29 protein-coding genes are annotated in these 26,567 nt (G+C 33.9%); 16 read left to right on the plus strand and 13 right to left on the minus strand.

Translation table 11 applies throughout. From position 1 onward, the window contains the following. Nucleotides 1-30 precede the first annotated feature (30 nt). Genes Nisw_RS08670 through Nisw_RS08680 form a run of 3 tightly spaced genes read right to left on the minus strand, consistent with a single transcriptional unit; the run spans nt 31 to nt 1,659 of the window. Nucleotides 31-801: a hypothetical protein gene (locus Nisw_RS08670; protein ID WP_141978294.1), complete on the minus strand. Its 771-nt coding sequence runs from the start codon at nt 799-801 to the stop codon at nt 31-33. Then, the gene (locus Nisw_RS08675; protein WP_141978296.1) at nt 801-1,088 is read right to left on the minus strand and encodes a hypothetical protein; all 288 of its coding nucleotides are present in this window, start codon (nt 1,086-1,088) and stop codon (nt 801-803) included. The genes Nisw_RS08670 and Nisw_RS08675 overlap by 1 nt, the downstream gene beginning before the upstream one ends. Then, a complete protein-coding gene (locus Nisw_RS08680) occupies nt 1,081-1,659 on the minus strand; it encodes a hypothetical protein (RefSeq protein WP_141978298.1) in 579 nt (192 codons plus the stop codon). Before Nisw_RS08680 ends, Nisw_RS08675 begins: the two co-directional genes overlap by 8 nt. 116 nt (nt 1,660-1,775) lie before the next feature. On the opposite strand from Nisw_RS08680, the gene Nisw_RS08685 reads away from it, so the two are divergent. The 3 genes from Nisw_RS08685 (at nt 1,776) to Nisw_RS08695 (ending at nt 3,299) form a co-directional block, all read left to right on the plus strand. Further along, nucleotides 1,776-2,159 (plus strand): hypothetical protein, encoded by a 384-nt coding sequence (locus tag Nisw_RS08685; RefSeq protein ID WP_141978300.1) that lies wholly within the window; start codon nt 1,776-1,778, stop codon nt 2,157-2,159. 186 nt (nt 2,160-2,345) lie between these two features. Next, nucleotides 2,346-2,780 (plus strand): pyridoxamine 5'-phosphate oxidase family protein, encoded by a 435-nt coding sequence (locus tag Nisw_RS08690; protein WP_141978302.1) that lies wholly within the window; start codon nt 2,346-2,348, stop codon nt 2,778-2,780. A gap of 204 nt (nt 2,781-2,984) precedes the next feature. After that, the gene (locus Nisw_RS08695; protein WP_185736619.1) at nt 2,985-3,299 is read left to right on the plus strand and encodes a hypothetical protein; all 315 of its coding nucleotides are present in this window, start codon (nt 2,985-2,987) and stop codon (nt 3,297-3,299) included. A gap of 14 nt (nt 3,300-3,313) precedes the next feature. Here the strand turns inward: Nisw_RS08695 and cysS are convergent, their stop codons facing one another. The 3 genes from cysS to Nisw_RS08710 are packed head-to-tail and all read right to left on the minus strand — an operon-like array spanning nt 3,314 to nt 5,843. After that, nucleotides 3,314-4,702, minus strand: a complete 1,389-nt coding sequence (gene cysS / locus Nisw_RS08700) for a cysteine--tRNA ligase (RefSeq protein WP_141978304.1) — start codon at nt 4,700-4,702, stop codon at nt 3,314-3,316. Nucleotide 4,703: 1 nt separating this feature from the next. Beyond that, the gene (locus Nisw_RS08705; RefSeq protein WP_141978306.1) at nt 4,704-5,495 is read right to left on the minus strand and encodes an NAD+ synthase; all 792 of its coding nucleotides are present in this window, start codon (nt 5,493-5,495) and stop codon (nt 4,704-4,706) included. 45 nt (nt 5,496-5,540) lie between these two features. Further along, on the minus strand, nt 5,541-5,843 hold the full coding sequence (locus tag Nisw_RS08710) for a Rieske 2Fe-2S domain-containing protein (protein ID WP_012215348.1): 303 nt from the start codon (nt 5,841-5,843) through the stop codon (nt 5,541-5,543). Nucleotides 5,844-5,916: 73 nt separating this feature from the next. Between Nisw_RS08710 and Nisw_RS08715 the strand changes: the two genes are divergently transcribed. From Nisw_RS08715 to Nisw_RS08740, 6 genes are all read left to right on the plus strand, one after another. Next, nucleotides 5,917-7,158, plus strand: coding sequence for an adenosylhomocysteinase (locus Nisw_RS08715; RefSeq protein WP_141978308.1), 1,242 nt, complete (start codon nt 5,917-5,919; stop codon nt 7,156-7,158). Between the two features lie 37 nt (nt 7,159-7,195). Next, on the plus strand, nt 7,196-8,851 hold the full coding sequence (gene metG / locus Nisw_RS08720) for a methionine--tRNA ligase (RefSeq protein WP_141978310.1): 1,656 nt from the start codon (nt 7,196-7,198) through the stop codon (nt 8,849-8,851). Nucleotide 8,852: 1 nt separating this feature from the next. Beyond that, nucleotides 8,853-9,605, plus strand: coding sequence for a DUF726 domain-containing protein (locus Nisw_RS08725; RefSeq protein WP_141978312.1), 753 nt, complete (start codon nt 8,853-8,855; stop codon nt 9,603-9,605). Between the two features lie 46 nt (nt 9,606-9,651). Next, nucleotides 9,652-10,572, plus strand: a complete 921-nt coding sequence (locus Nisw_RS08730) for an EF-Tu/IF-2/RF-3 family GTPase (RefSeq protein WP_141978314.1) — start codon at nt 9,652-9,654, stop codon at nt 10,570-10,572. Between the two features lie 35 nt (nt 10,573-10,607). Beyond that, nucleotides 10,608-11,138, plus strand: coding sequence for a nicotinamide-nucleotide adenylyltransferase (locus Nisw_RS08735; RefSeq protein ID WP_141978316.1), 531 nt, complete (start codon nt 10,608-10,610; stop codon nt 11,136-11,138). A gap of 233 nt (nt 11,139-11,371) precedes the next feature. After that, nucleotides 11,372-11,914 (plus strand): hypothetical protein, encoded by a 543-nt coding sequence (locus tag Nisw_RS08740; RefSeq protein ID WP_141978318.1) that lies wholly within the window; start codon nt 11,372-11,374, stop codon nt 11,912-11,914. Here the strand turns inward: Nisw_RS08740 and Nisw_RS08745 are convergent. Together Nisw_RS08745 and Nisw_RS08750 are read right to left on the minus strand one after the other, a co-directional pair. Next, on the minus strand, nt 11,904-12,503 hold the full coding sequence (locus Nisw_RS08745) for a DUF2299 family protein (RefSeq protein ID WP_141978320.1): 600 nt from the start codon (nt 12,501-12,503) through the stop codon (nt 11,904-11,906). The genes Nisw_RS08740 and Nisw_RS08745 overlap by 11 nt on opposite strands. Before the next feature lie 60 nt (nt 12,504-12,563). Beyond that, nucleotides 12,564-12,839, minus strand: coding sequence for a hypothetical protein (locus tag Nisw_RS08750; RefSeq protein WP_141978322.1), 276 nt, complete (start codon nt 12,837-12,839; stop codon nt 12,564-12,566). Nucleotides 12,840-12,961: 122 nt separating this feature from the next. On the opposite strand from Nisw_RS08750, the gene ilvC reads away from it, so the two are divergent. Then, the gene (gene ilvC / locus Nisw_RS08755; protein WP_012215342.1) at nt 12,962-13,960 is read left to right on the plus strand and encodes a ketol-acid reductoisomerase; all 999 of its coding nucleotides are present in this window, start codon (nt 12,962-12,964) and stop codon (nt 13,958-13,960) included. 10 nt (nt 13,961-13,970) lie between these two features. Here ilvC and Nisw_RS08760 read toward each other — a convergent pair whose 3' ends face one another. Then, nucleotides 13,971-14,393 (minus strand): cobalamin B12-binding domain-containing protein, encoded by a 423-nt coding sequence (locus tag Nisw_RS08760; protein WP_141978324.1) that lies wholly within the window; start codon nt 14,391-14,393, stop codon nt 13,971-13,973. 101 nt (nt 14,394-14,494) lie between these two features. Between Nisw_RS08760 and Nisw_RS08765 the strand changes: the two genes are divergently transcribed. Genes Nisw_RS08765 through Nisw_RS08790 form a run of 6 tightly spaced genes read left to right on the plus strand, consistent with a single transcriptional unit; the run spans nt 14,495 to nt 22,291 of the window. Next, nucleotides 14,495-16,987, plus strand: a complete 2,493-nt coding sequence (locus Nisw_RS08765) for a M1 family metallopeptidase (RefSeq protein WP_141978326.1) — start codon at nt 14,495-14,497, stop codon at nt 16,985-16,987. Nucleotide 16,988: 1 nt separating this feature from the next. Further along, entirely contained in the window at nt 16,989-17,396 is a 408-nt protein-coding gene (locus tag Nisw_RS08770) for a hypothetical protein (protein WP_141978328.1), read from the plus strand. Between the two features lie 43 nt (nt 17,397-17,439). Beyond that, nucleotides 17,440-18,357 (plus strand): methylmalonyl Co-A mutase-associated GTPase MeaB, encoded by a 918-nt coding sequence (gene meaB, locus Nisw_RS08775; RefSeq protein WP_141978330.1) that lies wholly within the window; start codon nt 17,440-17,442, stop codon nt 18,355-18,357. Between the two features lie 6 nt (nt 18,358-18,363). Further along, nucleotides 18,364-19,962 (plus strand): methylmalonyl-CoA mutase, encoded by a 1,599-nt coding sequence (locus tag Nisw_RS08780; RefSeq protein ID WP_141978332.1) that lies wholly within the window; start codon nt 18,364-18,366, stop codon nt 19,960-19,962. After that, nucleotides 19,963-20,358 (plus strand): methylmalonyl-CoA epimerase, encoded by a 396-nt coding sequence (gene mce, locus Nisw_RS08785; RefSeq protein ID WP_141978334.1) that lies wholly within the window; start codon nt 19,963-19,965, stop codon nt 20,356-20,358. Between the two features lie 43 nt (nt 20,359-20,401). Further along, complete coding sequence (locus Nisw_RS08790; RefSeq protein WP_141978336.1) at nt 20,402-22,291, plus strand: sensor histidine kinase; 1,890 nt, start codon at nt 20,402-20,404, stop codon at nt 22,289-22,291. On the opposite strand, the gene Nisw_RS08795 is transcribed toward Nisw_RS08790, so the two are convergent. The 4 genes from Nisw_RS08795 to Nisw_RS08810 are packed head-to-tail and all read right to left on the minus strand — an operon-like array spanning nt 22,292 to nt 26,560. Next, nucleotides 22,292-22,849, minus strand: coding sequence for a helix-turn-helix domain-containing protein (locus Nisw_RS08795; RefSeq protein ID WP_141978338.1), 558 nt, complete (start codon nt 22,847-22,849; stop codon nt 22,292-22,294). A 42-nt stretch (nt 22,850-22,891) separates the two neighbouring features. Continuing rightward, the gene (ppdK, locus tag Nisw_RS08800; protein ID WP_141978340.1) at nt 22,892-25,555 is read right to left on the minus strand and encodes a pyruvate, phosphate dikinase; all 2,664 of its coding nucleotides are present in this window, start codon (nt 25,553-25,555) and stop codon (nt 22,892-22,894) included. A gap of 27 nt (nt 25,556-25,582) precedes the next feature. Then, nucleotides 25,583-26,239, minus strand: coding sequence for a triose-phosphate isomerase (tpiA, locus tag Nisw_RS08805; RefSeq protein WP_141978342.1), 657 nt, complete (start codon nt 26,237-26,239; stop codon nt 25,583-25,585). Nucleotides 26,240-26,278: 39 nt separating this feature from the next. Then, entirely contained in the window at nt 26,279-26,560 is a 282-nt protein-coding gene (locus Nisw_RS08810) for a SemiSWEET family sugar transporter (protein ID WP_141978344.1), read from the minus strand. Nucleotides 26,561-26,567 lie beyond the last annotated feature (7 nt).

The following is a 26,567-nucleotide window of genomic DNA, read 5'->3' on the forward strand; positions in this document are numbered from 1 at the left end:
TTTAAAATAATTTTTACTTTAGAAATTTGATTATGCCCATGCAAAAATTTGTTTATCATGATAACGTATTCCTAAAAACATCCCAAGAGTAATTCTAGACCTATCTCCCAAAATCTTTGTGACTTCGTGATAATAATTTGGATTAATAATTACAAGATCTCCATTGTTTATGTTTGACAACCTGCAAAATTCTGTTGATACTACATTTTGAGAATAACCAAAATCTATGTTTCTATATCTTTCATCCTTTTTCTTCCATTGATTTTTGTAGATTATTACATCTCCTCCTAATTCTGATTCTTGTAAATGTATGACACATGATAGTTGATGATCAATATTTGAAACAAAATATTCTTTTCCTTCATATTGGACATTGTCTTTGTGGATAGGAATTGATTTACCTTTTCTATGAATTCTAATAACAAATGGTGAAAAATGACCTTCAGATTGTTTTGCTAAAGACATCGAAAAGGATGGCAATGAATTATTAATCATTGCATCAACCCTGAGTAAAGGATTTTGAACTTTTTTGAAAATACAATCCCATGTTTTTTGAAATTCTTTTGATTTGTAAAAATATTCTTTCTTTTTTGTTGTATGTGCCATTAAAAATGGCCCAATGTGTTCAAGTTGTGTTTTATCAAATTTTGTCTTTGATTTTTCTATTTTTTTGACTAAACTGATACATTGATTTTTTGAATAAAAATTTTTGATTACTAATGCAGGAATTTGGCCCGATAGAAGTTTTTTAAAATTCTCACCTGAAATATTTTGATTTTTAATTATTATGGGCTTCCACATTAGTACCCTCCAACTCCTGAATGAGAAACTTTGGCAACTACCATACCGGATTCATCTCTATCTTGAATCTCACATTTTAGAAATGCATCTTGAGTACATTGCTTTAAAATTTCCATGTTCCACTCTGACTCGTTGTGTGGTAATCCTGGAATATCTGCCTGAATTATTTTTATTTTTTCAACATCTGAATAATTTTCTTTATTGCCATTTTTCCTATGTGTGACATTTAAAATAAAAGAATTGGATGACAAAATGTCAGAGCCGTTTCCCCATATGATGTCAGTCATTTTCCATACCGTAAGATTTGTCGAAATCTATTCGTATTTTTAGAGATTTTTCTGTACTTTTTATTGCCTTTCCAATTATGGATGGACTAATCGAAAAGAATCCTCTATAGATTCCATCTCCTATGTCTTCTGCGATAAGCCCAAATGGTCCATTTTCACCCTTTGTGAGTACCATCCAGATCTCTGATAGATTTGTTCCGTCACAACTTATTACTTCTGTATTCTTTGGGGGCTGAGGGGCCAATGAGGGATTATTGAAATTTCCTATAATCCAAACTTTTGGAATATCTTCTACTAATTCCATGTACCTGTCCTCAACATACTTGTATCTCTTAGAAGTCTCAAATGTAGCTAAAAGTGGAACCTTGTGTTTAGCTGCATAATTTTCAAGAAGAATACTTAGTCTGTAGAGTTCTTTTCTACCTGTTTCAAATCTAACGTATCCTGCTTTTATGTACTCACTAAGGTGCCATAACAGATTATGATCAGTGATATCTGTTATTTCGACATCTGCAAGTTTTGGAAATTCTTTTAGAATTTCATCCATCATACTTTTGTATTGTAATTCCATGACATCTCTATGTCAAAATCATATATAACTAGTGTCCATAAATTTTACTAGTGCCAATATTACCACTAGAACAATAATTTATCACTAGTTAAATATTATTAACGATAAATAACCTCATGACCGCCCTAGTTCAAGAATCTAGAGAACAACATACTAGTGTAGAACCTTATTTTCATCAGTTCTTCCAGCAAGTTGTACAATCATTGCCACATGTAGATCCACAATTGTTGATCAAAGTCATGATGTTGGAGATGAATCTTAAGGATTACATGGGAGCCAAAATTCCTCATGTCAACCTGTATGTCCAGTACAGGGAAGGAACTGACTTACAACAAAAACAAGAAGAAGGCAGAAACAAGTATCCTATAGAGGTGACTGCATCAAAATGGGAAGATGGTGTAATCTTTTCAGGTTTGATGAGTATTAAAAATGTCGAGACTGTGTGTTCTGATCCTGACATAGTAAAAGTTACTGGAAAAGCATCTCCTAGACACAACTAACCCCCCATTTTTCATTTTTTACCACTAGGAACAATTTTTCCCACTAGTTAAATATCATAAAACACATAGATACAATATGAGTTTGATCTCTGTATTTAAATGCAAAAATTGTGGAAAAGAATTTGAAGATTGGTCTTGTGATTTTTGTTACACAAAATCTGTATTAGTGAAAATTAAGGTGTGACTATGCAAAAACTTGATAAACTGACTTTAGAATCCATTTTGTCTGACATCAAAATTCCCATTAGGATTGCTTTTTTAAAATCTGATGGAGTTCCCAATATTATCTCACTTTGGTATGAGCAAATTGGGGATAAAATTTACTGTGCAACACAAAAATCTGCAAAGGTTGTTTCATATTTAGAAAAAAACCCTACATGTGGTTTTGAAATTGCATCTGATAAACCTCCGTACAAAGGAATCCGTGGAAGTGGCTCTGCAAAAATAATTGATGAAATGGGTGAAGAAATTCTAAAGATTTTGATGAAGAAATATCTTGGAGATAAAGAGTCTACATTATCAAAAATACTGAAAAAAAATGTTAAAAATGAGGTTGCCATCGAGATTACTCCTCAACAAATATTTCATTATGATTATTCAAAGAGGATGAAAGATATCTGATATGGCTTTAGACAATGCATGCCCTACATGTGGCTCTAAAAATTTTGATGCTCAAAAATCTGAAGTTTCAAATCAGTATGAACTTTTTTTTAAATGCAATAATTGTAAAAAGTTCTGGTATTCATAAATATCAAATAGTTAGCACTAGAATCAAAAGTTTCCTCTAGGTTATATTCTGTAAAATGTAAATCATATTGAGGAGAAATGCAACAAACCACACAAACAAAAACACCACGGCTAAAATTCATGTTGATTTTGGCCGCAGCAACTTCAGTAATACTAGTTTTCACATTAACTCCTTGGAATATAGTTCCAACACTAGTTACTGAAGATGTATCGGTCATTGCTGTTACTGATTATGGCTGTGTTGGTGAGTCTGTTTTAGGTCATTCTGTCGTTGTGGCAGATTGTAGTGCAGGTGTTGGAGATGTAGTTTCTGCAACATTTTATGTTCCTGCTATGGACCAAAACGGATACTATGACAGAATTGAGGCAAAATTAACAATGGTTAATCCTTAATTCTTCTCTCTTTTTTATTTTTCAGCTTTGATGTTTTCTTTTTTCATCCAGATTGTTTTACCTTTATGATCTATCAGCTCTACATTCATTTCGTTAAGTTTGTCACGAATTTTATCTGCTTCTTGGAATTGTTTTTCTTGTCGGAACTTTTCTCTATTCTCAATCATAGTGTCAATCTCTTTTTTCATATCTGCTGTCATCTCTGGAATGACCAATCCTAAAATTTTGAGCATTCTTTGAAATTCATGTTTGATGATTTTAGCGTCTTCTTTTCCTAACTTTTCCTCAGCTGCTAATCTGTTGGCTTCTTTGACTAGTTGAAAAAATGCAGATAATGCAAGATGAGTGTTAAAATCATCCTCAAGTGCTTTATCGAATTCTGAGCCCAATTTTTCTACTGTGGGGCTGACATTTTCATTATTTTCACTATTTGCATGAATTAACTCATAGTAGCAAGTTTCAACCTGTCGCCATTTTGTTAAATTCTCTTTCAATAATTCTTCAGAATAATCAATTGGCTTTGAATAATGTCCTGACAAGCAGAACAATCTGATAATGTTTGGTCCCCAATTTTCTAATACATGTTTGATTGACTTTATGTTTCCAATAGATTTTGACATTTTCTCTCCATCAATGGTGACCATTCCTACATGCATCCAGATTTTTGCAAACTGATTACCTGTAAATGATTCAGATTGTGCAATTTCGTTTTCATGATGAGGAAATATCAGGTCTCTTCCTCCTCCATGAATATCAAAATTTTCTCCTAGATACTTTGTACTCATTGCTGAACACTCTATGTGCCACCCTGGTCTTCCTTTTCCCCATGGACTGTCCCACACAGGTTCAACGTCTGAAAACTTCCATACTGCAAAATCTAGAGGATTGTTCTTTGCCTCATCGACTTCAATTCTTGCACCTGATTCTAATTCATCAATCTTCTTTTTTGATAATTTACCATATTCTGGAAATTTTGATACTGCAAAATATACTCCATTCTTTGATACATATGCAATTTGTTTTTCAATTAATTTTTCAATAAACTTGATGATGTCTTCAATGTGTTCTGTTGCCTTTGGATAGTTTGTTGCACGTTTTACATTTAAACCATCAAAGTCATGAAAATAATTTTCAATGTATTTTGTACTGATTGCGTCCGCACTAGTATTTTCTGATTGAGCTCGGTTGATTATTTTATCATCAACATCTGTGAAATTTTGAATAAACTCAATCTCTATTCCCTTATTTTCTAGGTATTTTCGAAGCACATCAAAGACTATGATTGTTCGTGCATGACCAATATGGGATTCATCATAAACTGTAACTCCGCAAAGATAAATTTTCACTTTTTTTGATATGTCTAATTCCTGTTCAGCGTTTGATAATGTATTTTGTAGTTTCATTTCACTCTCTATCTGGTTTTTGTGCTGGCAATCTTTTATGTTCACTGTTTTTGTTTAGTTCTTTGATTTTCTCTATTGTAGAAATTTCTATTCCTGTTATCTTTTGAGTTTCTTCTACTGAGAGGTTCTTTTCAAATAAACAATAAAGAATAGAATCTATTTCCTCATATGAAATTCCAAGCTCATCTTCTGCTTCATGGTCTTTCCACAAATGAGGACTGCTCTTTTTTAAAATTACATTTTCTGGAACGCCTAAATATTTTGCAATCTCTCTTACTTGGAGTTTATACAATGAAATGATGGGTGTAACATCTGATGCACCGTCCCCAAATTTTGTAAAATACCCAATCAGATATTCACTTTTATCACTTGATCCTAACACTAGATAGTTTTTGGCATTTGCATAATAATACAAAATATTTGTTCTAACTCTTGCTCGAAGATTTCCTTTTGCCCTTTCATTTGGTTCTAAATACATAGAGTATTCATTTACTATTGGGTTGATGTCAATTAGCTTGTATTGAATTCCTGTTAATGATATCATCTTTAGTGCATCTTCAGTTTCTGTTTTTGGTGTGATTCCAGTATCTGGCATGACTATTGCTATTGTTTTATCTGCAAATTTTCTTTTGCAAATGTATGCTAAAACTGCTGAGTCAATTCCCCCGCTTAATCCTAAAATGAGTCCTTTTGCATGATTTTTTTCCATTTGCTCTTCTAGAAAATTTTCGATTGTACTTGTGATGGAAGAATAATCTTGATTTTTTATCTCATCAATGATTTCTTGATTCAATAAATGATTTGCAAAAACTGAGAATAAAAATTGTGCCTAAATTTTCTAAACATCTACATAGATGCCGTCATCTCTTGCTTCGACAGGGTATGTCTCTAACTTTACATCTTTGAGATAATCTGTCAATTCTCCTGTTTTGATGTTGTAATGCCAAAAATGCAGTGGACATTCCACAATGTCTCCGTCAAGTTTTCCTGGTGCAATTGATCCGTCCTGATGAACACAGAGATCATCTATTGCATGATATCCGTCTTGATTAAAAATTGCAATCTGTTTTCCATCAATCTCAAATGCTTTGCCTTTACCTGCATCAATGTCTCCTTTTTCAGCAATTTTCTTCCAAGCCATGATTTTTTGTTAATTTTGTCATTTATTTACATTCGCATGATAGGGTTTTATATCTCCGAATGAGATTTTGTTTATGAGTAAAGTTAAGTCTAGCCCAAAACTGATCAAAGAAGGAAAACTATCCTATGAATGGGCAAGATCACACATGCAAATTCTAGATAATACAATTAATCGATTAAAAAAATCAAAACCTCTCAAAGGAATCACCCTTGGATTTTGTCTCCATATCACAAAAGAGACTTCGGTATTATTAATGGGGGCAAAAGAACTTGGTGCAACTGTTGCATGTTGTGGCGGAAATCCACTAACTACACAAGACAATATTGCGGCATTTTTAGCATCTCAAGGAATTCATGTTTATGCATGGCATGGTCAATCTGTAAAAGAATATGATTGGTGTATTGACCAAGTCCTAAAACACAAACCAACAATTCTTACTGATGATGGAGCAGACATGAATGTCAAAGCTCATTTTGATAAGCGATTTAAGGACATGGAAATTTTAGGTGCAACTGAAGAGACAACTGCAGGTGTAACTAGAATTAGGGCTGTTGAGAATCAAGGAAAATTAAGATATCCTGTAATCCTGGTAAATGAAGCATACACAAAACATATGTTTGATAATAGATATGGTACTGGTCAAAGTACAATAGATGGATACCTTCGTGCTATGAACTTACTTCTAGCATCAAAGCGTGTTGTAGTTGTAGGTTATGGTTGGGTTGGTCGTGGTGTTGCATCAAGATGTAGTGGAATGGGTTCTAAAGTAATTGTAACTGAGATTGATCCTGTAAAAGCTCTTGAGGCTCACATGGATGGTTTTGAGGTAATGCCAATGGCGCAAGCTGCAAAGTTAGGTGACATCTTTATCACTTGTACTGGAATGACTAGTGTAATTAGAAAAGAACACATTCTAAAAATGAAAGATGGTGCAATCATGGGAAATGTTGGCCATTTTGATGTAGAAATTGATAGTAAATTTTTGCTAAAGGAATCAAAATCTGTTAAAGAAGTAAGACCTGCACTTGATGAATGTGTGCTAAAAAATGGAAAGAAAGTTTATCTCATTGGACAAGGTCGTCTTGCAAACTTGGTTGCTGCAGAAGGACATCCTCCCGAAGTAATGGCACAATCATTCTCAAATCAGATTCTATCTGTAATGTACATCCTAAAAAACCACAAAAAGATGGAAAACAAAATCATCAATGTACCTGAAGAGATTGATACACAAGTTGCAGTTGATGCACTAAAGGCAATGGATGTAAAAATTGACAAACTTACTCCTGAACAAGTAAAGTATGCAAACAGCTGGTAAAACTTCTTAACCCCAACACTGCTTTTGATAATATCTAATGAACAAAAAAGCTATCATTACTAGTGCATTACCTTATGCAAACGGTGAGATTCACCTAGGGCATGTCGCATCTACCTATTTGCCTGCAGATGTCACAACTAGGTTTCTAAAACAAAATGGTGTTGAGGCATACTATGTTTGTGCATCTGATGATTTTGGAACTCCAATTTTGATTCAATCTGAAAAAGAAGGAAAAACCCCTGCAGAATATGTTGCTCATTGGAATAAACGTGACTATGAGGACTTTACCGCCTTTGACATTGATTTTGATTATTTTTACAAGACTAGTTCTCCTGAAAATATTCAATTTGTTCAAGATGTGTTCAAAAAACTCAATGATGCAGGTCACATATACGAGCAAGAAATAATTCAATTTTATTGTAATAACGACAAAAAATTCCTACCTGACAGATATGTTAAGGGTACCTGCCCATATTGTAAAGCAGAAGACCAATACTCTGATCTATGCGAAAGTTGTGGTCGTGTCCCTGAAGAGATTACAGATCCTAAATGTTCATTATGTAATCAGCCTCCTACAAAAGAGAAGACAACACATTACTTTTTCAAACTCAAAAATTTTGGAGAGCCTCTCTCAAAATGGCTAGATGAAAATGAACATCTTCAAAAAGATGTAAAAAAATATGTACAGAACTGGATAAAATCTGGTTTAATTGATTGGGATATTACCCGAGACATTACTTGGGGCGTTCCTGTTCCACTTGATGGTACAACAGACAAGGTCTTCTATGGTTGGTTTGATAATCACTTGGCATACATCTCTACTGCACTGAAATTCCTAAATGACAAAGGCATTGACGGAAAAGAATTTTGGAATTCATCTGATATCTACCACTTTATCGGAAAAGACATTGTTTATCATCACTATCTGTTTTTACCTGCCATGCGATTGGGAATTGAAAATGAATACAAACTACCTGATTACATTCCTACAAGAGGGCACCTTACACTTCAAGGAAAAAAAATCTCAAAGAGCAGAAATTGGTATATTGGATTAAAACAATTCTTAGAGTATTACCCTGCAGACTATTTGCGATTCTATCTTGTATCTATCAATCCTTATTCTCAAGATGACTTGAATTTTGACTGGGATGATTTTACAACAAGAATAAATTCTGAATTAATTGGAAATCTTGGAAACTTTGTTAATCGTGCATTAGGATTCACCAAAAAAGCATTTGATGGAAAAATTCCAGATCCTGAAAACTTTGACGAAAAAGATTCTGAGGCAGAACAAAAAATTAAATCTCTTGCAACTGATGTTGGTACTTTGATGGAGCAAAATCATCTTGATAGAGCACTAAAGAAGATTATGGAGTTTTCATCCTACTTTAATCAGTACTTTCAACATAAGGAACCTTGGAAGAAAGGTCCTGGTACTGCATCTTGTGTTTATCTTTCTGTCAATGCAGTTAGAAGCTTGGCAATAGCAGTATTCCCATTCATTCCTAAATCTGCTCAAAACATTTGGGTTCAACTTGCACTAGATGGTAAGGTAAATGAACAAAATTGGAGTGATATGTCTGCTTTGGGAATACCTTCTGGGCATACACTTGGTGATTCCTCACCATTATTTGCCCGAGTTGAAGAATCTGATATTGAAAAATACAAAAAACAACTAGGACCTTCAGAATAAAATGAAACCCATTCCAAGAATTTCAACAAGAGGTTACTATGATCTTAAAACTGGAAAAACCCTAAAGAAAAATAACTATTATCTTTACCCAAAAAAAGATTTTCAGAAATTAGATGGTTCAAAGGAATTAACCATAATGATTCATGGTTTGAGAAATGACAATGCGGGTGCCATTGCAAAGGTTGTATTGGCACGTAATAGATTACGTAAATTGGGTTATTCTCATCCTGTAATTGGATTTAGTTATGATTCTAACACAACTGGGGCTCATTTGATCAAACATGCAAAACATGCTCTTGCTGTAGGCCAAAGTATTGCAAAAAAGAATGGACGCAATCTAGGTAAATTCATTGAGGATTTCAAAAAATCTAACCCAAAAACAAAGATACGGTTAATGGGACATTCGCTAGGCTCTCAAGTGATACTAAGTACAATTGAATATCTTGCAAAAAAGGAACAAAATTCTGGAATTTTAGAGAGTGTTTACTTTTTTGGGGCTTCTATTACTGAAGATGTACCGTCTTCAAAAAAATATGGAAAAGCACTTCGAACCATTGTCAATAAAAAAATCTTAAACCATTATGCACCTTCTGATGAAGTTTTGCGTTGGGCTGATGACAAAAATTACGTTTTGGGACCTCTTGGCCTGAATGGTGCAACTGGAAAAACTATCAGTAAATATCACCAGAAACTCGTTAAACCAAAAAATCATAGGTTTGCAAGTTATGCTGCTGTACTGAACACCTTTCCATAACATTTCTTTTCGTATGGTTTTTAGTGCCTAATTCTAAAATTTTCTTGTGGTAAAATCAATTAACTTCGTAGTTTTAGGTAAGCAAGATATTGCATCAGAATTTGGGAAGAAAGGAACTGAAACTGATCTGACCCTTTATGATCGAAAGGAATCTGACATAATCAAAACATGGGTTGCTCCAAGTGGGTTCCCAGATAAAATTCAGCCATTGTTTCAAGCAATTAATCTTGCAGAATATGTGATATTACATGTTGATAAATTAGATAAATTCACTGGGGAGCAAATCATTGCACTTGATTCTCTAAAAAAAGAAAAAGGAATTCTGTCTCATACCTTTGAAGTTGATGAATCTAAGTTGGATGCAATGATCAAAGGTACTGTAGTTGAAAATTACGCTAAGGTTGATCAAGACAAAATTAAAGAAGAAATGGATAAACTTGAACCAATTACTTCTGACGGAGTTTCAGAAATGGTGATAGACCATTGTTTTGATGTAAAGGGTGTAGGAACTGTGATTTTAGGTAAAGTCACCAATGGTAAAGTAAAACAATATGATAATTTGAAATTATATCCTGCTGGAATTGATGTCCTTATAAAATCAATTCAAATGCATGATGATCCTGTTGATGAATCGATATGTCCTGCAAGAGTGGGTTTGGCAGTAAAAGGCGCCAAACCTGATGAAGTTGGACGTGGCGATGTTATTTGTGAAGAAGGTGCAGTGGATGTTAAAACTGAAATTGAAATTGATTTTCAAAAAAGTCCTTTTTACAAAAGTGAGATTGCAGAAAATCAAGGTTGTCTAGTCAACATAGGATTGCAAATAAAGGCTGCAAAATTCTCTTCAATATCTCCACTCAAACTCACTTTTGAAAAACCAATTGTATGTAAATCTGGACAAGTTGCAATAATCTTGAAACCTGAATCGCCTACAATTAGAATACTTGGCAGTGGCAAAATAAAATAGACTAAATTTAATACAATCAAATTTGATGACTCATTATGCGTGGATTGATGATGGGAAGGTTTCAGCCTTTTCATTTGGGTCATCTGGAATTAGTTAAACAAATTCTTGATCAATGTGATGAAGTAATTATTGCAATAACTAGTGCACAGTTCAATTATTTGGAAAAAGATCCATTTACTGCTGGCGAAAGAATTGAAATGATTCATAATTCTCTCAAAGAAGCAAACCTTGATTTGAGAAAATGTTTTGTAATGTCCATAGAGAATCAGTTTAACGTTGCAACATGGGCATCCTATTTGCAATCTGCATTACCTCATTTTGATAAAGTATACAGTGGGAATGACTATGTCTCTATGCTTTTAGCTGATTCTGGAATAATTGTTGTAAAACCTGACTTCTTAGATCGAAAACAATACAATGCAACTAAAATCCGCTCAATGATAATATCTGATGAAAATTGGAAAGACTATGTTCCAAATGCTGTTTATGAATTTCTGACAAAAATTAATGCAAAAAATAGGTTATCCGTAATTTCTAAATCTGATACCAATCCTACAAAACACTGATGGAACCTGTACGTGCTTGTCCAATTTGCCCTGAATGTGGCTCAAAAAAATTCATTCGTATTCCTGATGAATCTGTTAAAGTAAAATGCCGTAATTGCAATCATATTATTCGCATATAATAGTATAATATTAAAATAATCATAAATATTATGGCGATCATATAGTTATGGTGAGTTGAATGACAAATATCACTTCCAATGTAATTTATCGAAACCCTCTTTCTGGAGGAAAATTTGACATCTAATGGAAAAAAAAATTCTGCAAATGTTTCTTGTCGAATTGATAAAACAATTTACGATGAATTACTTTTAGATGCTGAGAAAAAAGGAATCAGTCTTAACTCTTTGATATCTAGTATTGCCAAACATCATGTAACCTGGAAAAGATATGCTGATGAAATGGGATTTGTTCCTATTACCAAACGGTTGATAGGAAAAATATTCAAAAATTTAGATCAAAAAACAATTGAATCAATAGCTCATGATCTGGGAGGAACTGTTCCTCGAGAATTATTATTCATGACTTTTGATAAAATGGATTTTGAAAATTTCATGCAGATACTTGAAATTAATGCAATGCGATTTGGTTCTGTAAAACATACTCATGATGATGGGGTTCATGTATTGAATATCCACCATGGAATTAGTGATGAATTCTCTCATTTTCTTGCATGTGCACATCAAAAGATGGCAGACGACTTGTCTCTCAAAATCAACATTACAAATTCTGATAAGAATATGCTGTGTTTGAATATTGAAAAACCAACTATTGATTAGTTAGTGTTTGACTCAAAAATTCATCTGATTTCAAACCTGTCTCTTTTGTCATGTTTAAAATTTTCAAAAATTTTTCCTTGTCTAAATCCTCTTGTTTTGTTCTTATGAAATATTTTGCACCATAATGCCCTCTTTCTGAAATGATTTCGTAGCCTACTCTGATCCCTGTTCTATAGTCTACTCTTAATGTTGAGAGAAAATCATCTACCTTTTTCTTGAATTCCTCTTTTTGTTCTTCTGAAAATCTATACAAATTAAATGTCAATTCCTTACTTAGAAACGTCATAAACCCTGTTATGACATCTAAATTATTTTTGTCTTGAAATACTTCAATTCTCATTTTTAATGGACCGATATCTTGAAGTAAAAAATGAAATACATTTTTTGGTTCATTAACTTCATTAAATGAAATATTTTCTTCACTAAGCCATTTTTCAATTCTATTTCTTATTTCGATATCTTTACCATCTAAATCATGAATCTTTTTGAGACATTTATTACAAATTGGTTTTGTATCTTCTTCTTGTCCCCAAAAACCATTCATCTTCTCATTTTCAATAAATTCCTCACAACGACAACATTTGACCATGTATCTATTACAACAATAAACCGCTTATTCTTTTTGGTAATAAAAAACAAAAAATGAGAATTAGATCTTAATCCTCTTTGTTCCCTTCCCAGCACTGATATAATGACCCTTAAAGTCTGCTGGAAGAGTTGGTTTTTCCAATTCAGAGAGATTGATCTTTTTTGTACCCTTGTTTGCCATGATCATAAGATTTCCTGCAAGCTTTAGTCTATCTTCATTTACTTTGTTTGTATTTTTCCCCATATACTCAGCTGGCAAAACTGGTTTTTCTTCAGTTGCTGTTCCTCTCTCTTTGGTGTGGCGTACCACGATTGTGTCAATGAAATTTATGCCCATCTCATTATGTTAAGTAAGTATGAAGATAATAAGATAACAGCATTTTTTTGTAGTTATTTGTAGCCATTTCATTCGTCAAATGTTTTTCATAGTTAATATTTGCAATAAAATCTGCCAAAATCATGGCACAAACATGGAAAGATACCGATATCAGTCTTGATCCGATAAAAGATCAAACAATTGCTGTAATTGGTTATGGAATTCAAGGTGATGCTCAAGCAAACAACATGAAAGACTCTGGTCTTAATGTTATAATCGGTCTTAAAGAAGGCGGTAATAGCTGGAAAAAAGCCGAAGCTGATGGTCACAAAGTAATGTCAGTAGCAGATGCCACAAAACAGGCAGACATTATTCATATACTGATTCCAGATATGATTCAAGGTCAAGTATACAAAGATGAAATCGGACCAAATCTTTCTGAAGGAAAAGCATTGTCATTTTCTCATGCAGCTGCAATCTATTGGAAATGGATTGAAGCACCAAACAATGTTGATTTAATCATGATTGCACCAAAAGGACCTGGTTCCAAAGTAAGAGAAACATATCTTGATAATTTTGGAACTCCAGCTATTGTTGCAGTTGAACAAGACTTTACAGGAAAAGCTTGGGATAGAACATTGGGAATTGCAAAAGCAATTGGAAGTGCAAGAGCCGGATTAATCAAAACTGCTTTCAAAGAAGAAGTAGAAACTGATTGGTTTGGTGAACAAGCAGACCTTTGTGGTGGTGCAGCTTCTATGGTGACAAACGCATTTGAAACTCTAGTTGAAGCAGGATATCAACCAGAAATTGCATACTTTGAAGTCCTACATGAACTCAAACTCATTGTAGATATGATTCAAAGATATGGTATCAATGGAATGTGGAGACGTGTAAGTGAAACTGCAAGATATGGCGGTTTAACACGTGGACCAATGGTGATGGATTCTGCAAACAAAGAGAACATGAAAAAAGTTCTAACCATGATTCAAGATGGTACATTCAACAACGAGTGGATTTCTGAATACCAGAAAAATGGTAAAGATGCATTTGACAAATACATGAAACAATATGACGAACACCAAATTGAAAAAGTTGGTAAAGAAATGCGTAAAATGATGTGGCCTGATTCCACAGAATAATTCTTTTTTCTTATATTTTTCTTAATTTACCTACACCTGTATTGATATGATCAATAATTGTAGGTAATGGGGTACCAGGTCCAAATACGTGGTCAATACCAGCTTTAATCAAATCTTTATGATCAATTTCTGGAATTACTCCTCCGCCAACTACTAGAACATCGTTAATCTTTTTCTTTTTGAGGGCTTTGACTACTCTTGGGAATAATGTTCCATGTGCTCCATTAAGTAAACTCATTGCAATTGCATCTACATCTTCATCTTCTGCAATTTGTGCAACTCTCTCTGGAGTCGCAAATAATCCTGAATAGATAACTTCCATTCCTGCATCTCTGAATGCTCTACACAACACAAGTGCTCCTCTATCGTGTCCATCTAGACCCAATTTTGCAACTAAAATCTTGATGTTTCTTGTTTGCGTCTTCTGTTTCATGATATTATTCGATATTTTGTATATTTTAAAGGCTTTATTTGATTTTCTGATTTGCTTTTTAATAGAAAATCTACTTAAAGAGTATCATAGTCACCCCAAACGTGGACGTTAATCCCATAAATTATGAATTAACATTTGAGCCCGATCTTAAAAAATTCACATTCTTGGGAACTGAAACTATTATTGTTTCCTGTAAAAAGACAACAAATCTAATTTCTATGGATTGTGCAGAAATTAAAATCAAATCCTGTACTGTGACATCTGGCTCTAAAATAATAAAATCAATTCCAAAAACTGATGAGAAAAAAGAGAGACTATCAATAAAATTGGGAGAAAAAATCAAAGGCAAGGCAACAATCCATCTTGAGTTTCAAGGAATTCTAAATGATCGATTGTTGGGATTTTATCGCAGTCAGTATAAACAAGGTGGAAAAACAAAATATCTTGCAACCACTCAATTCGAGGCTGCTGATGCTAGAAGGGCATTTCCATGTTGGGATGAGCCTGAAGCAAAGGCAACATTTGAAATTTCAATTATTGCTGACAACAAATTTACTGCTATATCAAATATGCCTGTTCAATCCAAGAAAAAACTCAAAAACAAAACTCTTTACAAATTTGACAAAACACCTATCGTTTCAACTTATTTGATTTATCTGGGTGTTGGTGAATTTGAATATCTAACTGGAAAAACTGGTAAAGTGCAGATTAGAGTTGTAACAACTAAAGGAAACAAATCAAAAGGAAAATACTCTCTAGACCTTGGAAAGAAACTATTAACATCTTATGAAAAATATTTTGGAATAAAATATCCTCTACCTAAATTAGATTTGATTGCAATCCCCGACTTTGCTGCAGGTGCAATGGAAAACTGGGGTGCTATAACATTTAGAGAAACAATTTTGTTATATGATCCTAAAACATCTTCAACTAGAACAAAACAATTCATTGCTGAAGTAATTTCACATGAAATTGCACACCAGTGGTTTGGTAATCTTGTAACAATGAAATGGTGGAATGATTTGTGGTTAAACGAAAGTTTTGCAACATTTATGGCAACAAAGTTTGTTGACAAATTTTACCCTGAATGGAATCTTTGGGACCAATTCATTGAAGATGCAATGAACACTGCGATGGGATTAGATGCTCTTAAGACAACTCATCCAATCGATGTTACTGTAAACTCTCCTGCTGAAATTCGAGAAATTTTTGATGCTATATCTTATGATAAAGGTGGATGTGTTTTGAGGATGCTTGAAAACTATGTTGGCGAGAAAAATTTTAGAGCGGGCCTCAAACAATATCTTTCTGAATTCAAGTATGGTAATGCCAAAGGACAAGATTTGTGGGATGCAATTGGAAAAGCCTCCAAAATGCCAGTAAGTGCAATGGTTAATTCGTGGCTAAAACAGCCTGGATTTCCTCAAATTGATATCTCTCAAAAGAACAAAGATTTGATTATCAAACAAAATCGCTTTTTGATGGAGCCTACCAAAAAAACCCAAAAGGGATTGTGGCATGTTCCAATTACTTATGGTTTGGGAAACGAGACAAAGACAAAACTTTTGACAAAAAAATCCACCACTGTTAAAGCCCCAAATGGACCTGGATTCGTTGCAAACATTGGACGTACTGGATTTTATCGTGTAAAATATGATGATGGAATATTACTTGATCTCAAAATGTTAGTTGATCAAAAACAAATTACTCCTGTAGATAGATGGGCAATACAAAACGATTTGTTTGCATTGTGCGTTGCAGGAAAAGAAGATGTTGAAAATTATTTGGATTTTTCTGATGCATATTTTGATGAGGATTCTTACCTTCCACAAACAAATGTTGCCACAAATCTAAACTCTTTAGCATCTTTGACTTTCTTTGAAGATTATACCGAACAAATTAGGAGTTATGCCATCAATTACTTTAGAAAGATTTTATCTAATCTTGGTTGGACTCCCCAAAAAACAGACAAACATACGGATGCATTTTTGAGAGGATTTACAATATTTGCATTAGGCAAATTTGGAGATGAGCATGTACTTGAACAAGCACAAACTAAATTCAAAGAGTTTTTGAAAAACCCCTCATCACTTCACCCTGATATTAGAGAAACTGTTTTTTCACTTGTTGCATGGACTGGTAATGCAAAGACCCACTCACAATTAGTAACATTATACAAAAAAGCAAAAACCACTGAAGAAAAATTAAGATTCTTAGGTGCAATGTGTAGTTTCCAAAATGAAAAACTACTAATCAAAACATTACAATTTTCCCAAACATCTGAAGTTCGTTCTCAAAACATGCAGTTACCTATTATGAGAATTGCTGCAAATCCTTATGGAAAGAAAATTCTTTGGCCTTGGCTAAAGAAGAATTGGGGTAAATTAAGCAAAAAAGTAGGACATGGTAATCCCTTGTTTAACAGAATTGTTGCAAGTATCGCATTAGTTGCAGATGATTCTATGGAAAAGGACATCAAATCATTCTTCAAATCTAATCCTACACCTGGAACTGAAAGAACCCAAGCCCAAACAATTGAAAAAATTCGAATTTACTCAAAATTCTTACGTCAGATGAGAAAAGAATTCAAATAATATGGCAAGAAAACTTCTCTCCCCAATCTTTTTAGGAGTATTTACTGTTCTTGCAATACTGTTTTTGACTGGCGGTGGTAATGATGACAAGGATGAACTTCGTAAGACATTTCAGGTTGATGCAGTATACTATGATACAGGACATGTAGAAGTTGCGTTTTTTGATAAATCCGAAAAAACTGATTCTGTAGTAATGGAAATTCTTGGAATGGAGGAGACATTTCAAAAATCATTCTATAATCATGAATTCATTGAAATTGTTCCATTTCCAAATGAACCAAAATATGGTTGGGAAATTCATCCTGTTGTTTTAGAAATAGAACATCCTGAACTAGGACATGTTCAACTGAAAACCGAGATACATCCATTAGGTGATCCTGTTCCCCCTGTGATTTATTCAAGACCCTAGATCACACACAAGATTTTATTGCACCTCTAAAAACTACTTTGTATTGGATTTACTTGTTGACTTGAAGAAAGGAAAACGTGGAGCAATTGCAAAAGCCATCACTATAGTTGAAAATGATCAAAAGGAATCAAAAAAACTATTAAAGAAAATTTTCAAAAATACTGGAACTTCGATTATTATTGGAATAACTGGACCTGCTGGTGCTGGAAAAAGTTCCCTGATAAACAAAACTGCAGTTGCAATGAAAAAACTAGGCACAAAACCTGCAGTTTTGGCAGTAGACCCAACTAGTCATGTAACCGGTGGTGCAATTTTGGGTGATAGAGTTAGAATGACTGAATCAACTGATTCAGGAACTTACATACGTAGTATTGCATCTCGTGGTGCAACAGGAGCTGTATCTCGTTCCCTCAGAAACAGTATTCGTGTTTTAGAATATGCAGGATTTAATCCCATTATAATTGAAAGTGTAGGGGCTGGACAAACGGAAGTCGAAATATCTAATATTGCCGATATCACTGTTGTAGTCTTTAATCCAAACACAGGTGACAGTATACAAACAATCAAAGCTGGTCTTACTGAAATTGGAGATATCTATCTTGTAAACAAAAGTGATCTTAGTGGAACAAATCAACTATTTGATGCAGTACGTGATTTTATTGGTGATTCTGAGAGAAATCCTGCAATTCTTAAAACTTCGGTAAAAAAGAATACTGGAATTACCGAATTTGCAAAAACTCTCAAAAATATGATGGCATTAAAAAAGAAGTCCAAACAACAAAAGGATCAAGAACGACTAGAAGCCGAACTAAAAGATATTGTTTTAAATAACATACGTGAAAAGATTGATGACATGTTAGATTCTGATAAAACATTTGCAAAATATTTAAAGAAATTACAATCAAAGGAAATTGATCCATTTGATGCAGGAGATAAAATTACAAAATCAATGCTAAAGTGATGAATAATGGCGGCAAAAAAATCAAAACCAAAACAACCTGAAAAGAAAATCTTTACCGATTCTAATTTCCCAGTAAAACGAATCTATCAAAAATCATCAAAGAAACGCCCAACAGAGGACTCGGGAAAATATCCATTTACACGTGGAATTCATCCTGGAATGTTCCGTGATAGATTCTGGACTATGAGACAATACTCTGGATTTGGTGATGCTAAGCTTACAAATGAGCGATTCAAGTTTATGCTTGAAAAGGGTCAAACTGGACTCTCTATGGCTTTTGATCTTCCGACACAAATTGGATATGATTCTGATTCTCCTCAAGCAGAAGGTGAAGTCGGCAAAGTCGGAGTTTCTATTACTTCTATCAAAGATATGATGACTGCCTTTGATGGTATTCCTCTTGGAAAGGTTAGTTCTTCAATGACAATTAATTCTACAGCTTCAACATTACTTGCATATTATATTGCAGTTGGAGAATCTCAAGGATTCAAAAGTCACGAACTACGTGGAACAACTCAAAATGATATTCTCAAAGAATACATTGCAAGAAATACTTACATCTATCCTCCGCAACCTTCTATGAGATTAATCGGTGACATGATTGGTTATTGTGCAGAAAAAGTTCCTTCGTGGTACCCTGTGTCTATTTCTGGTTATCATATGAGAGAAGCAGGATGTACTGCAACACAAGAAGTTGCATTTACTCTAGCAAATGCAATAGCATACATTCAAACTTGTTTGGATAAGGGATTGAAAATTGATGACTTTGCACCTCGTTTATCATTCTTCTTTTGTTGTACAATCGAATTCTTTGAAGAAGTTGCAAAGTTTAGAGTCGCAAGAAAAGTTTATGCAAAAATTCTCAAAGAAATGTTTCATGCAAAAAATCCAAGGTCATTGCAACTAAAATTCCATACTCAAACTAGTGGTGAATCACTTACTGCACAACAACCTGATAATAACATTATTCGTGTAGCTATTCAAACAATGGCTGCAGTTGCTGGTGGTACACAATCACTTCATACAAACTCTAGAGATGAAGCATTAGCACTTCCTACACAGGAATCTGCAAAAATAGCCTTGAGAACCCAGCAAATTGTTGCACATGAGAGTGGAATCACAAAGACTGCTGACCCACTTGGTGGTTCTTACTACCTTGAGGAATTAACAGACCAAATTGAAGAGGGTGTGTGGAAATATCTCAAAAAAATCCAGAAGATGGGTGGCTCTGTAAAGGCAATTGAAAAAGGATTCTTCCAGTCTGAAATTAGAGCAAACGCATATCGTTTAAAGAAAGAGGCTGATGACGGAGAAAGAATTCTAGTTGGTGTTAACAAATATGTCGAAGAAGAAGAACAACCAGAACTACTTAGAATTGGTGGTAAAGTTGAGATTCAACAGAAAAAAGCATTAAAACAATTACGCGCATCCCGTGACAAAAAGAAATGGGAAAAGGCATTATCTGCAATGCAAAGTGCAGCAGATACTGATGATAATCTTATGCCTTACATTATCACTGCAGCAAAATCTTATGCTACTACTGGTGAAATTAGCAATGCATTTCGTGAAGTATTTGGTGAATATCGTCCAAAAGAGGTATTTTAGATGAAGATTGATCATATTGCAATTGCCGTAAATGATGTAGAGGAATCTGCTAAAGTTTACCAGCAAGCTTTAGGTGTAGACTCTGTAGAATTTGAAACAGTAGAGTCTGAAGGAGTCAAAGTTGCAATTATTCATTTAGAAAATGGCCGTGTTGAATTAATGCAACCAACAAATGACAATAGTCCCATCAAAAAATTCTTGGAGAAAAAAGGGCAAGGACTACATCACATGGCACTTGAAACTGATAACATCGAAGGTGAAGTAGAAAGAATGGAAGGATGTGGGATTCAATTTCTAGGACAAATCAGACCTGGTTCTGCAGGGACCAAAGTTACCTTTATTCATCCAAAATCACTTCATGGTGTTTTGGCTGAACTTTGCTCTCATCCAAAATAGATTTGAAGCAACTACTAAATTCCAGTGAGTTGTGTGTGAAGACATGAAAATTCGTACTCAATTGATATTTTTCTTTTCAATTATTATTATTCTCAGTGTTGGTATTTCTTCATACTTTGCAATCTCTTACACTGAATCAAGTATACTTGATGCTGAAATTGCAAAAATGAATACTCATAATGCCGAAATTATGCATGAAATAGAAACTCTACATCAAAGAGCGTCAGAAGATCTTGTCTTTGCTTTGAAAAATCCAAAATTTGTAGAGTATTTTGAGTTGCCTGAAACTAAAGCTGGTAATGTATATGATGAAAATGGCGTCCTTCAATTCACTGAGAAACAACAAGAAATAAAGGAAGAATTAGAACGATGGACATATCATTTTCAAAATAAATTTGAAGTTGATGAGACTTGTTTAATTGATGCGACAGGACAAGAACATGCAAGATTGGTGTTGAGTCAAATAGAAATTAATGAAAATCTTTCTCCTGATGAAGCAACTGCTCCATTTTTTGAATCGTCCTTTATGAAACAAAAAAATGAAGTCCATGTACAATATCCTTATGTTTCTCCTGATACTGAAAGGTGGGTCTTTGCCTATACTTCTCCTGTGGAATTAGGTAATGGTCAAAAACCTGCAATCTATCACTTTGAAATGCCTATGACTGTATTTGAAAAACTTCTTGATGGTCGTGATGGTAGAATGTTTGTTGTAGATCCTAACGGATACATAATTGCTGATACACAAGATACGGTGACTGAAACAGTTTCCTCTTTTGAGCCTGAGAAACAATTTCCGTCATTTCAAACTGCTTTTGGTGATGATAGTCTAAATATTTTAAATGAAATGAAATTAAATGAAATTGGCAGTGGTTCTTACTTTGATGGAACAGAAACACATTACTTTGTTTATGAACGTCTTTCAACATTTGATTGGATTTTGATTTATGAAAAACCTGAATCTTTAATGCTTGTTGGTCATACCACTCTTTCTGATTTACTTTTTACAATTGGAATAATTGCATTGTCTGTAACAATTATTGGCATTTTTAGTGTGATTGTGATTTCTTCTAGAATTACAAGACCCATTACCAAACTAGCTGATGAAATATCTAAAGAAAACCCTGAACGTTTAGAAGAATTGGATGTATCTGATCCTGATATTGGCAAAATTTCTCACTCTGTAAATGATTTGATTCAGAAAATGAATTCGTATCAAGAAGAAATCCATCTACAAAACCAGGAACTTCTCATTCAAAAACAACAATTAGAAAGAATGGCAAAAATTGGAGAATCTGCATCAAAATTAGTTCATAATCTAAGAACCCCTTTGACTGTGATCAAAGCAACTGTGGATTTGATTTACCATTCTTCAAAAGAATCCCTTGATGATGCTTCTATTGAAAAATTAGACCGAATTAAATCTGCTTCTGAAAATCTTGAAACCCAAATTCGTAGTGTTCTACAATATGTTCGTGAAAAACCTCTTGATATTCAGAATGTGAAACTGCGTGATTTGATTAATGATACTTTGAATACAATTCAAATTCCTTCATCTGTAAACGTGTCTGTAGAATGCTCTGATGATGTAATTCAATGTGATCCTGACAAACTTCAGATTGTTCTGATGAATATCATTAACAATGCACTTGAAGCAGTTGACAAATCTGGTAAAATCACCATATCTTCAAACAAGTCAAATCATGATAATCAAATTCAAATTAGTGACAATGGCCCCGGAATTCCTTCTGAAAATATGGCCAAAATCTTTGATTCGCTATTTACTACAAAACCCTCTGGAACTGGCTTAGGATTGTCTTTTTGCAAGTCTGTTTTGGAACAACATGGTGGTTCAATTACTGTATCCCAAAACCCCACGACGTTTACCATTTCATTACCTAAAAAATCTCTAGTTAAAAAATCAAAAGAGTAACTATTCCATCATTTTCAGTGTGTCTGATGCAGTAATAATTCCCATAATTTTTGATTTTTTTGTAACAAGGATGCATTTGGAATAACGAATCAATGGAACTAGTACATTTGCAGGCGTTTCAAAGTCTACTATTGGTGGAACAGGATCCATCGTGTCTGCTAGTTTTGCATTTTTTAATTCAGCTTCTCCCACATCTGCAAGATGTTTGACAATTCCGTCTTCTGACACAACTCCTACTATTTCTTTTCCATCAAATACTGGAATTTGACTAATTGATAATTCATGCATCTTTTTGATTGCATCATGTAGTGTATTGGATGGTTTTAATTTTACAATGTCTTGACTGCAAAAATCACCTGCTTTGTAAGATGATGATCTACTCTCCAAGTTTGACAGATTTTCAAAAATCTTTTTTGCTGTCTCATAACTTGGCTGACTTCGTCCTGATTCAATTTGGTTAATCATAGAAGTACTGACACCCGTCATAACGGCAAGTTTTTTTTGCGTAATTCCTAATTTTTGCCTCATTTGTTTTATTGATTCTACATTTGGAAGCATTTTGGATTTAGTAGAGTTAAATCTCTATTAAACTATACTGAATTATTTTCTTTTTGGATTTTCAATTGCTGCCTGAGCTGCTGCAACAATTGCAATAGGGATTCTATGTGGTGATGCACTAACATAACTAAGTCCTGCTTTGTGACAGAATTTGATGGAACTTGGGTCTCCACCATGTTCTCCACAAATTCCTACTTCCATATTCTTTCTTACTCCGCGACCGTTGGCAATTCCAATTTCAATTAGATTGCCCACACCGTTTACATCGATTGATTGGAATGGACTACGTTCAAGTAATTCTTTTTCCATGTATTCTGGAAGGAATTTTCCTTCTACATCTTCTCTGCTAAAACTAAATGTTCCTTGTGTTAAGTCATTAGTACCAAAACTAAAGAATTCTGCAGTAGTTGCAAGTTCATCTGCTGTTAATGCAGCTCTTACCACTTCTATCATAGTACCAAAGTTAATTGTTAATTTCATCTTGTTTTTGGTTTCAACTTCTTTCTTTATTTTGTCGTAAATTTTCTTAATATGATTTAATTCTGCAATGCTACTAATTTGTGGAATCATAATTTGTGGGTGTGCTTTTACTTTCTTTTTTGTCAATTCAACTAATGCTTCAAACACTGCACGAATCTGCATCTCATAAATTTCAGGGTATGTGATTCCTACTCTTACTCCTCTATGTCCCATCATTGGGTTTACTTCTGCTAATTCTCTTGCTCTTTTTAAAACAACTTTGGCTTTTTCAAGCTCTTTTGTGTCTTTTGATTGCTCCAGTTTGTGAATTTTCTCTGCTAATTCTTCAGGGTTTGGTAAGAATTCATGTAGTGGTGGATCTAATAATCTGATTGTTACTTCGTACCCTTCCATGGCTTTTAGAATCTGAATAAAGTCACTTTTTTGTAATTCTCCTAATTTTTTGAGAACTTTGGATCTTTCTTCTATGTTTTCAGCCATGATCATGTCTACAAAAAGACCAATTCTATCACTAGCATTGAACATTCTTTCTGTTCTACATAGGCCTATACCTTGGGCTCCAAATTCTCTTGCAAGTTTTGCAGCCTCAGGTGTATCTGCATTTGCTCTTATTCCTAGTGCTTTAGTTTTTTGAGCCCATCCTAAAATCTGTTCAAAGTCTTTTGTTACTTTTGGTTCTACCGTTGGTACTTCTCCAATAAGGACTATGCCTGCACTACCATCAATGGTGATTGTTTCACCTTCTTTTACGGTGATGCCATTTGCATTACATGTGTTATTGTCGTAATTGATTTTTAATTCTGAACATCCTACAATACATGGTTTTCCCATTCCTCTTGAAACAATTGCAGCATGAGATGATTTTCCACCTAAACTGGTCAAAACACCTTCTGATGAAAAGAATGCTGGAACATCTTCAGGTTTTGTTTCTTTTCTAATTAGAATAATCTTCTTTCCTGCTTCTCCTAACTCTATTGCTTTTTTCACATCAAATACTGCAATTCCACTTGCTGCTCCTGGTGATGCTGCAATTCCTTTTGCTAACTGTTTGTGATTTTTAACTTTGGATTCATCCATTGTTCTATGCAGTAAAGCTTCTAGTTGCTGTGCAGGAATTCTTGCAAGTGCTTTATTTTTGTCAATTAGTTTTTCTTTTACCATGTCTACTGATGTTTTGATTAGTGCACCTGCGCTCATTTTTGCAGTTCTAGTTTGTAATAAATAGAATTTGCCTTGTTCAATTGTAAATTCAATATCTTGTGGTTCTCTGAAATGTTTTTCTAATTTGGCACATGCATTGCTTAATTCTTTGTAAGATTTTGGCATCTCTTTTTTTAGTAAAGAAACATTCTTTCCAGTTCTAACCCCTGCAACAACGTCTTCACCTTGTGCATTGATTAGATATTCGCCTTCAATTTCTTTTTTACCATTGTGTCCATTTCTTGTAAATACAACACCTGTTGCACTATCATCACCCATGTTGCCAAATACCATTGTGACGACATTTACAGCAGTACCATTTGCGATATCTTTTGTAATATTATTTTTCTCACGATAAACTATTGCTCTTTCTCCCATCCAACTTTTGAATACAGCTTCAATTGCTAATCCTAATTGCTCGTTTGGAGAATCTGGGAATTTTCTATTGGTGTGTTTTTCACAGATTTTTTTATATTCTGATACAATTTGTTTTAATGATTCTACATTTAGTTGACTATCGTCTTTTACTTTTTGTTTGTCTTTTGCAGAGTCTAGAACATGATCAAATTTTTCATCATTGACTCCAAATACAACTTTACCAAATAATTGGATGAATCTTCGATACGAATCCCATGCAAAACGTGGATTCTTTGTTTGTGAAGCTAGCCCTTCTACTGTTTTTTCGTTTAATCCTAAATTCAAAATCGTATCCATCATACCTGGCATTGATATTGCAGCACCTGAACGAACGGATACTAATAATGGGTTTTTTGTTGAATTCCATTTTTTTCCTGTTTTCTTTTCAATTTTTTCAATATTTTTCATTACTAATGGCATGACGTCTTTTGGAAGTTTTCTGTTGTTTTCATAATACTTGTTACAAACCTCAGTTGTGATCGTAAATCCTGGTGGTACTGGGAGCTTTAGTCGAGTCATCTCGCTTAATCCTGCTCCTTTTCCGCCTAGAAGCATTCTTTTTTTGCTGTCTGCCTCCTCAAATGCATAAACTGGTTTTGTTTTTGCCATGCAAGAATGCGTAAATTTTTTGGCTTTTTAAACTAATGCCTTGGCAAATTCGGAAATTATTTTATCCCAATTCTTTGCTTTGATTATGCCACTTGCTACAAGGATCCCTTTTGATCCTAATTCCACTGCCTTTGAGACATCTTGTCCAGAAACAATTCCTGCTCCACAAAGAAGTTTTGTGTTGTTGTTTGCACTTTTTACAGCACTTGCTGCTTTTGTTATTAATTCTGGTCTTTCAGTTGACACTGCTTTTCCTGAACCAATAAGTTCTGGAGGTTCTATAGCAATGTAATTTGGATTTAGTTTTGCATATTTTCTAGCTTCTGCAACATCTTTCACACAAACAATTGATGTCATTTTCAACTCTTTTAATTTTAAAACTAATTTTTCGATCTCATTTGATGAGATTCGATGTTCACTGTGGTTGATTAATGATCCATTAACTTTGGATTTTTTTAGCAGTTCTGGAATCACAAAACCTGTTGTACTGCCAACTTTAGAATCATCAACATGTTGTGCAAAAATTGGGATAGAACTACTTGCTACAAGTCCAATTAAGTGCTGTGGTGGACAAATTGCAATTTTTATTTTAAATTTTTTAGAAATTTTCTCAGCAGTTTTTACGAATTTGATAATTTTGTCTCCTGAAATCTCTTCATAATTTTTACAATTAATTACGAACATCTTTCTTTGAACCTTCTTGTATTGTATTTAATCTTTAATTTAACTTCTTAACCTTTTATCATACATTTTCTTCATTGCCAATACTATCATCATCAATACAATTGCAGCTATGTTTGTTCCGATGATGAATACATCCTCTACTATGACTCCGTAAATTAACCATAGAATTGCTCCTGCTGATATGAATATCATCAAAAATTTTGAGACATCTTTGAGGCTTTTTGTTTTGTATCCTTTGTAAATTTGCTCTACCCACCCTGTTAGAATCAAAATCCCTGCAGCCACTCCTAGAATTGTTAGTAGCGTTCCATCAATTTCCATTATGTCC

It is taken from the genome of Candidatus Nitrosopumilus sp. SW, assembly GCF_006740685.1.
GTDB lineage: Archaea > Thermoproteota > Nitrososphaeria > Nitrososphaerales > Nitrosopumilaceae > Nitrosopumilus.

Coding starts and splice junctions, on each gene's coding strand:
- Nisw_RS08690 (WP_141978302.1), top strand. CDS start 2,346: ATGCAAAAACTTGATAAACTGACTTTAGAATCCATTTTGTCTGACATC.
- Nisw_RS08715 (WP_141978308.1), top strand. CDS start 5,917: ATGAGTAAAGTTAAGTCTAGCCCAAAACTGATCAAAGAAGGAAAACTA.
- ppdK (WP_141978340.1), bottom strand. CDS start 25,555: ATGGCAAAAACAAAACCAGTTTATGCATTTGAGGAGGCAGACAGCAAA.
- Nisw_RS08675 (WP_141978296.1), bottom strand. CDS start 1,088: ATGACTGACATCATATGGGGAAACGGCTCTGACATTTTGTCATCCAAT.
- ilvC (WP_012215342.1), top strand. CDS start 12,962: ATGGCACAAACATGGAAAGATACCGATATCAGTCTTGATCCGATAAAA.
- Nisw_RS08745 (WP_141978320.1), bottom strand. CDS start 12,503: ATGGTCAAATGTTGTCGTTGTGAGGAATTTATTGAAAATGAGAAGATG.
- Nisw_RS08680 (WP_141978298.1), bottom strand. CDS start 1,659: ATGGAATTACAATACAAAAGTATGATGGATGAAATTCTAAAAGAATTT.
- Nisw_RS08695 (WP_185736619.1), top strand. CDS start 2,985: ATGCAACAAACCACACAAACAAAAACACCACGGCTAAAATTCATGTTG.
- Nisw_RS08725 (WP_141978312.1), top strand. CDS start 8,853: ATGAAACCCATTCCAAGAATTTCAACAAGAGGTTACTATGATCTTAAA.
- Nisw_RS08735 (WP_141978316.1), top strand. CDS start 10,608: ATGCGTGGATTGATGATGGGAAGGTTTCAGCCTTTTCATTTGGGTCAT.
- Nisw_RS08810 (WP_141978344.1), bottom strand. CDS start 26,560: ATGGAAATTGATGGAACGCTACTAACAATTCTAGGAGTGGCTGCAGGG.
- cysS (WP_141978304.1), bottom strand. CDS start 4,702: ATGAAACTACAAAATACATTATCAAACGCTGAACAGGAATTAGACATA.
- mce (WP_141978334.1), top strand. CDS start 19,963: ATGAAGATTGATCATATTGCAATTGCCGTAAATGATGTAGAGGAATCT.
- Nisw_RS08750 (WP_141978322.1), bottom strand. CDS start 12,839: ATGGGCATAAATTTCATTGACACAATCGTGGTACGCCACACCAAAGAG.
- Nisw_RS08710 (WP_012215348.1), bottom strand. CDS start 5,843: ATGGCTTGGAAGAAAATTGCTGAAAAAGGAGACATTGATGCAGGTAAA.
- tpiA (WP_141978342.1), bottom strand. CDS start 26,239: ATGTTCGTAATTAATTGTAAAAATTATGAAGAGATTTCAGGAGACAAA.
- Nisw_RS08780 (WP_141978332.1), top strand. CDS start 18,364: ATGGCGGCAAAAAAATCAAAACCAAAACAACCTGAAAAGAAAATCTTT.
- Nisw_RS08685 (WP_141978300.1), top strand. CDS start 1,776: ATGACCGCCCTAGTTCAAGAATCTAGAGAACAACATACTAGTGTAGAA.
- Nisw_RS08770 (WP_141978328.1), top strand. CDS start 16,989: ATGGCAAGAAAACTTCTCTCCCCAATCTTTTTAGGAGTATTTACTGTT.
- Nisw_RS08670 (WP_141978294.1), bottom strand. CDS start 801: ATGTGGAAGCCCATAATAATTAAAAATCAAAATATTTCAGGTGAGAAT.
- Nisw_RS08790 (WP_141978336.1), top strand. CDS start 20,402: ATGAAAATTCGTACTCAATTGATATTTTTCTTTTCAATTATTATTATT.
- Nisw_RS08760 (WP_141978324.1), bottom strand. CDS start 14,393: ATGAAACAGAAGACGCAAACAAGAAACATCAAGATTTTAGTTGCAAAA.
- Nisw_RS08795 (WP_141978338.1), bottom strand. CDS start 22,849: ATGCTTCCAAATGTAGAATCAATAAAACAAATGAGGCAAAAATTAGGA.
- metG (WP_141978310.1), top strand. CDS start 7,196: ATGAACAAAAAAGCTATCATTACTAGTGCATTACCTTATGCAAACGGT.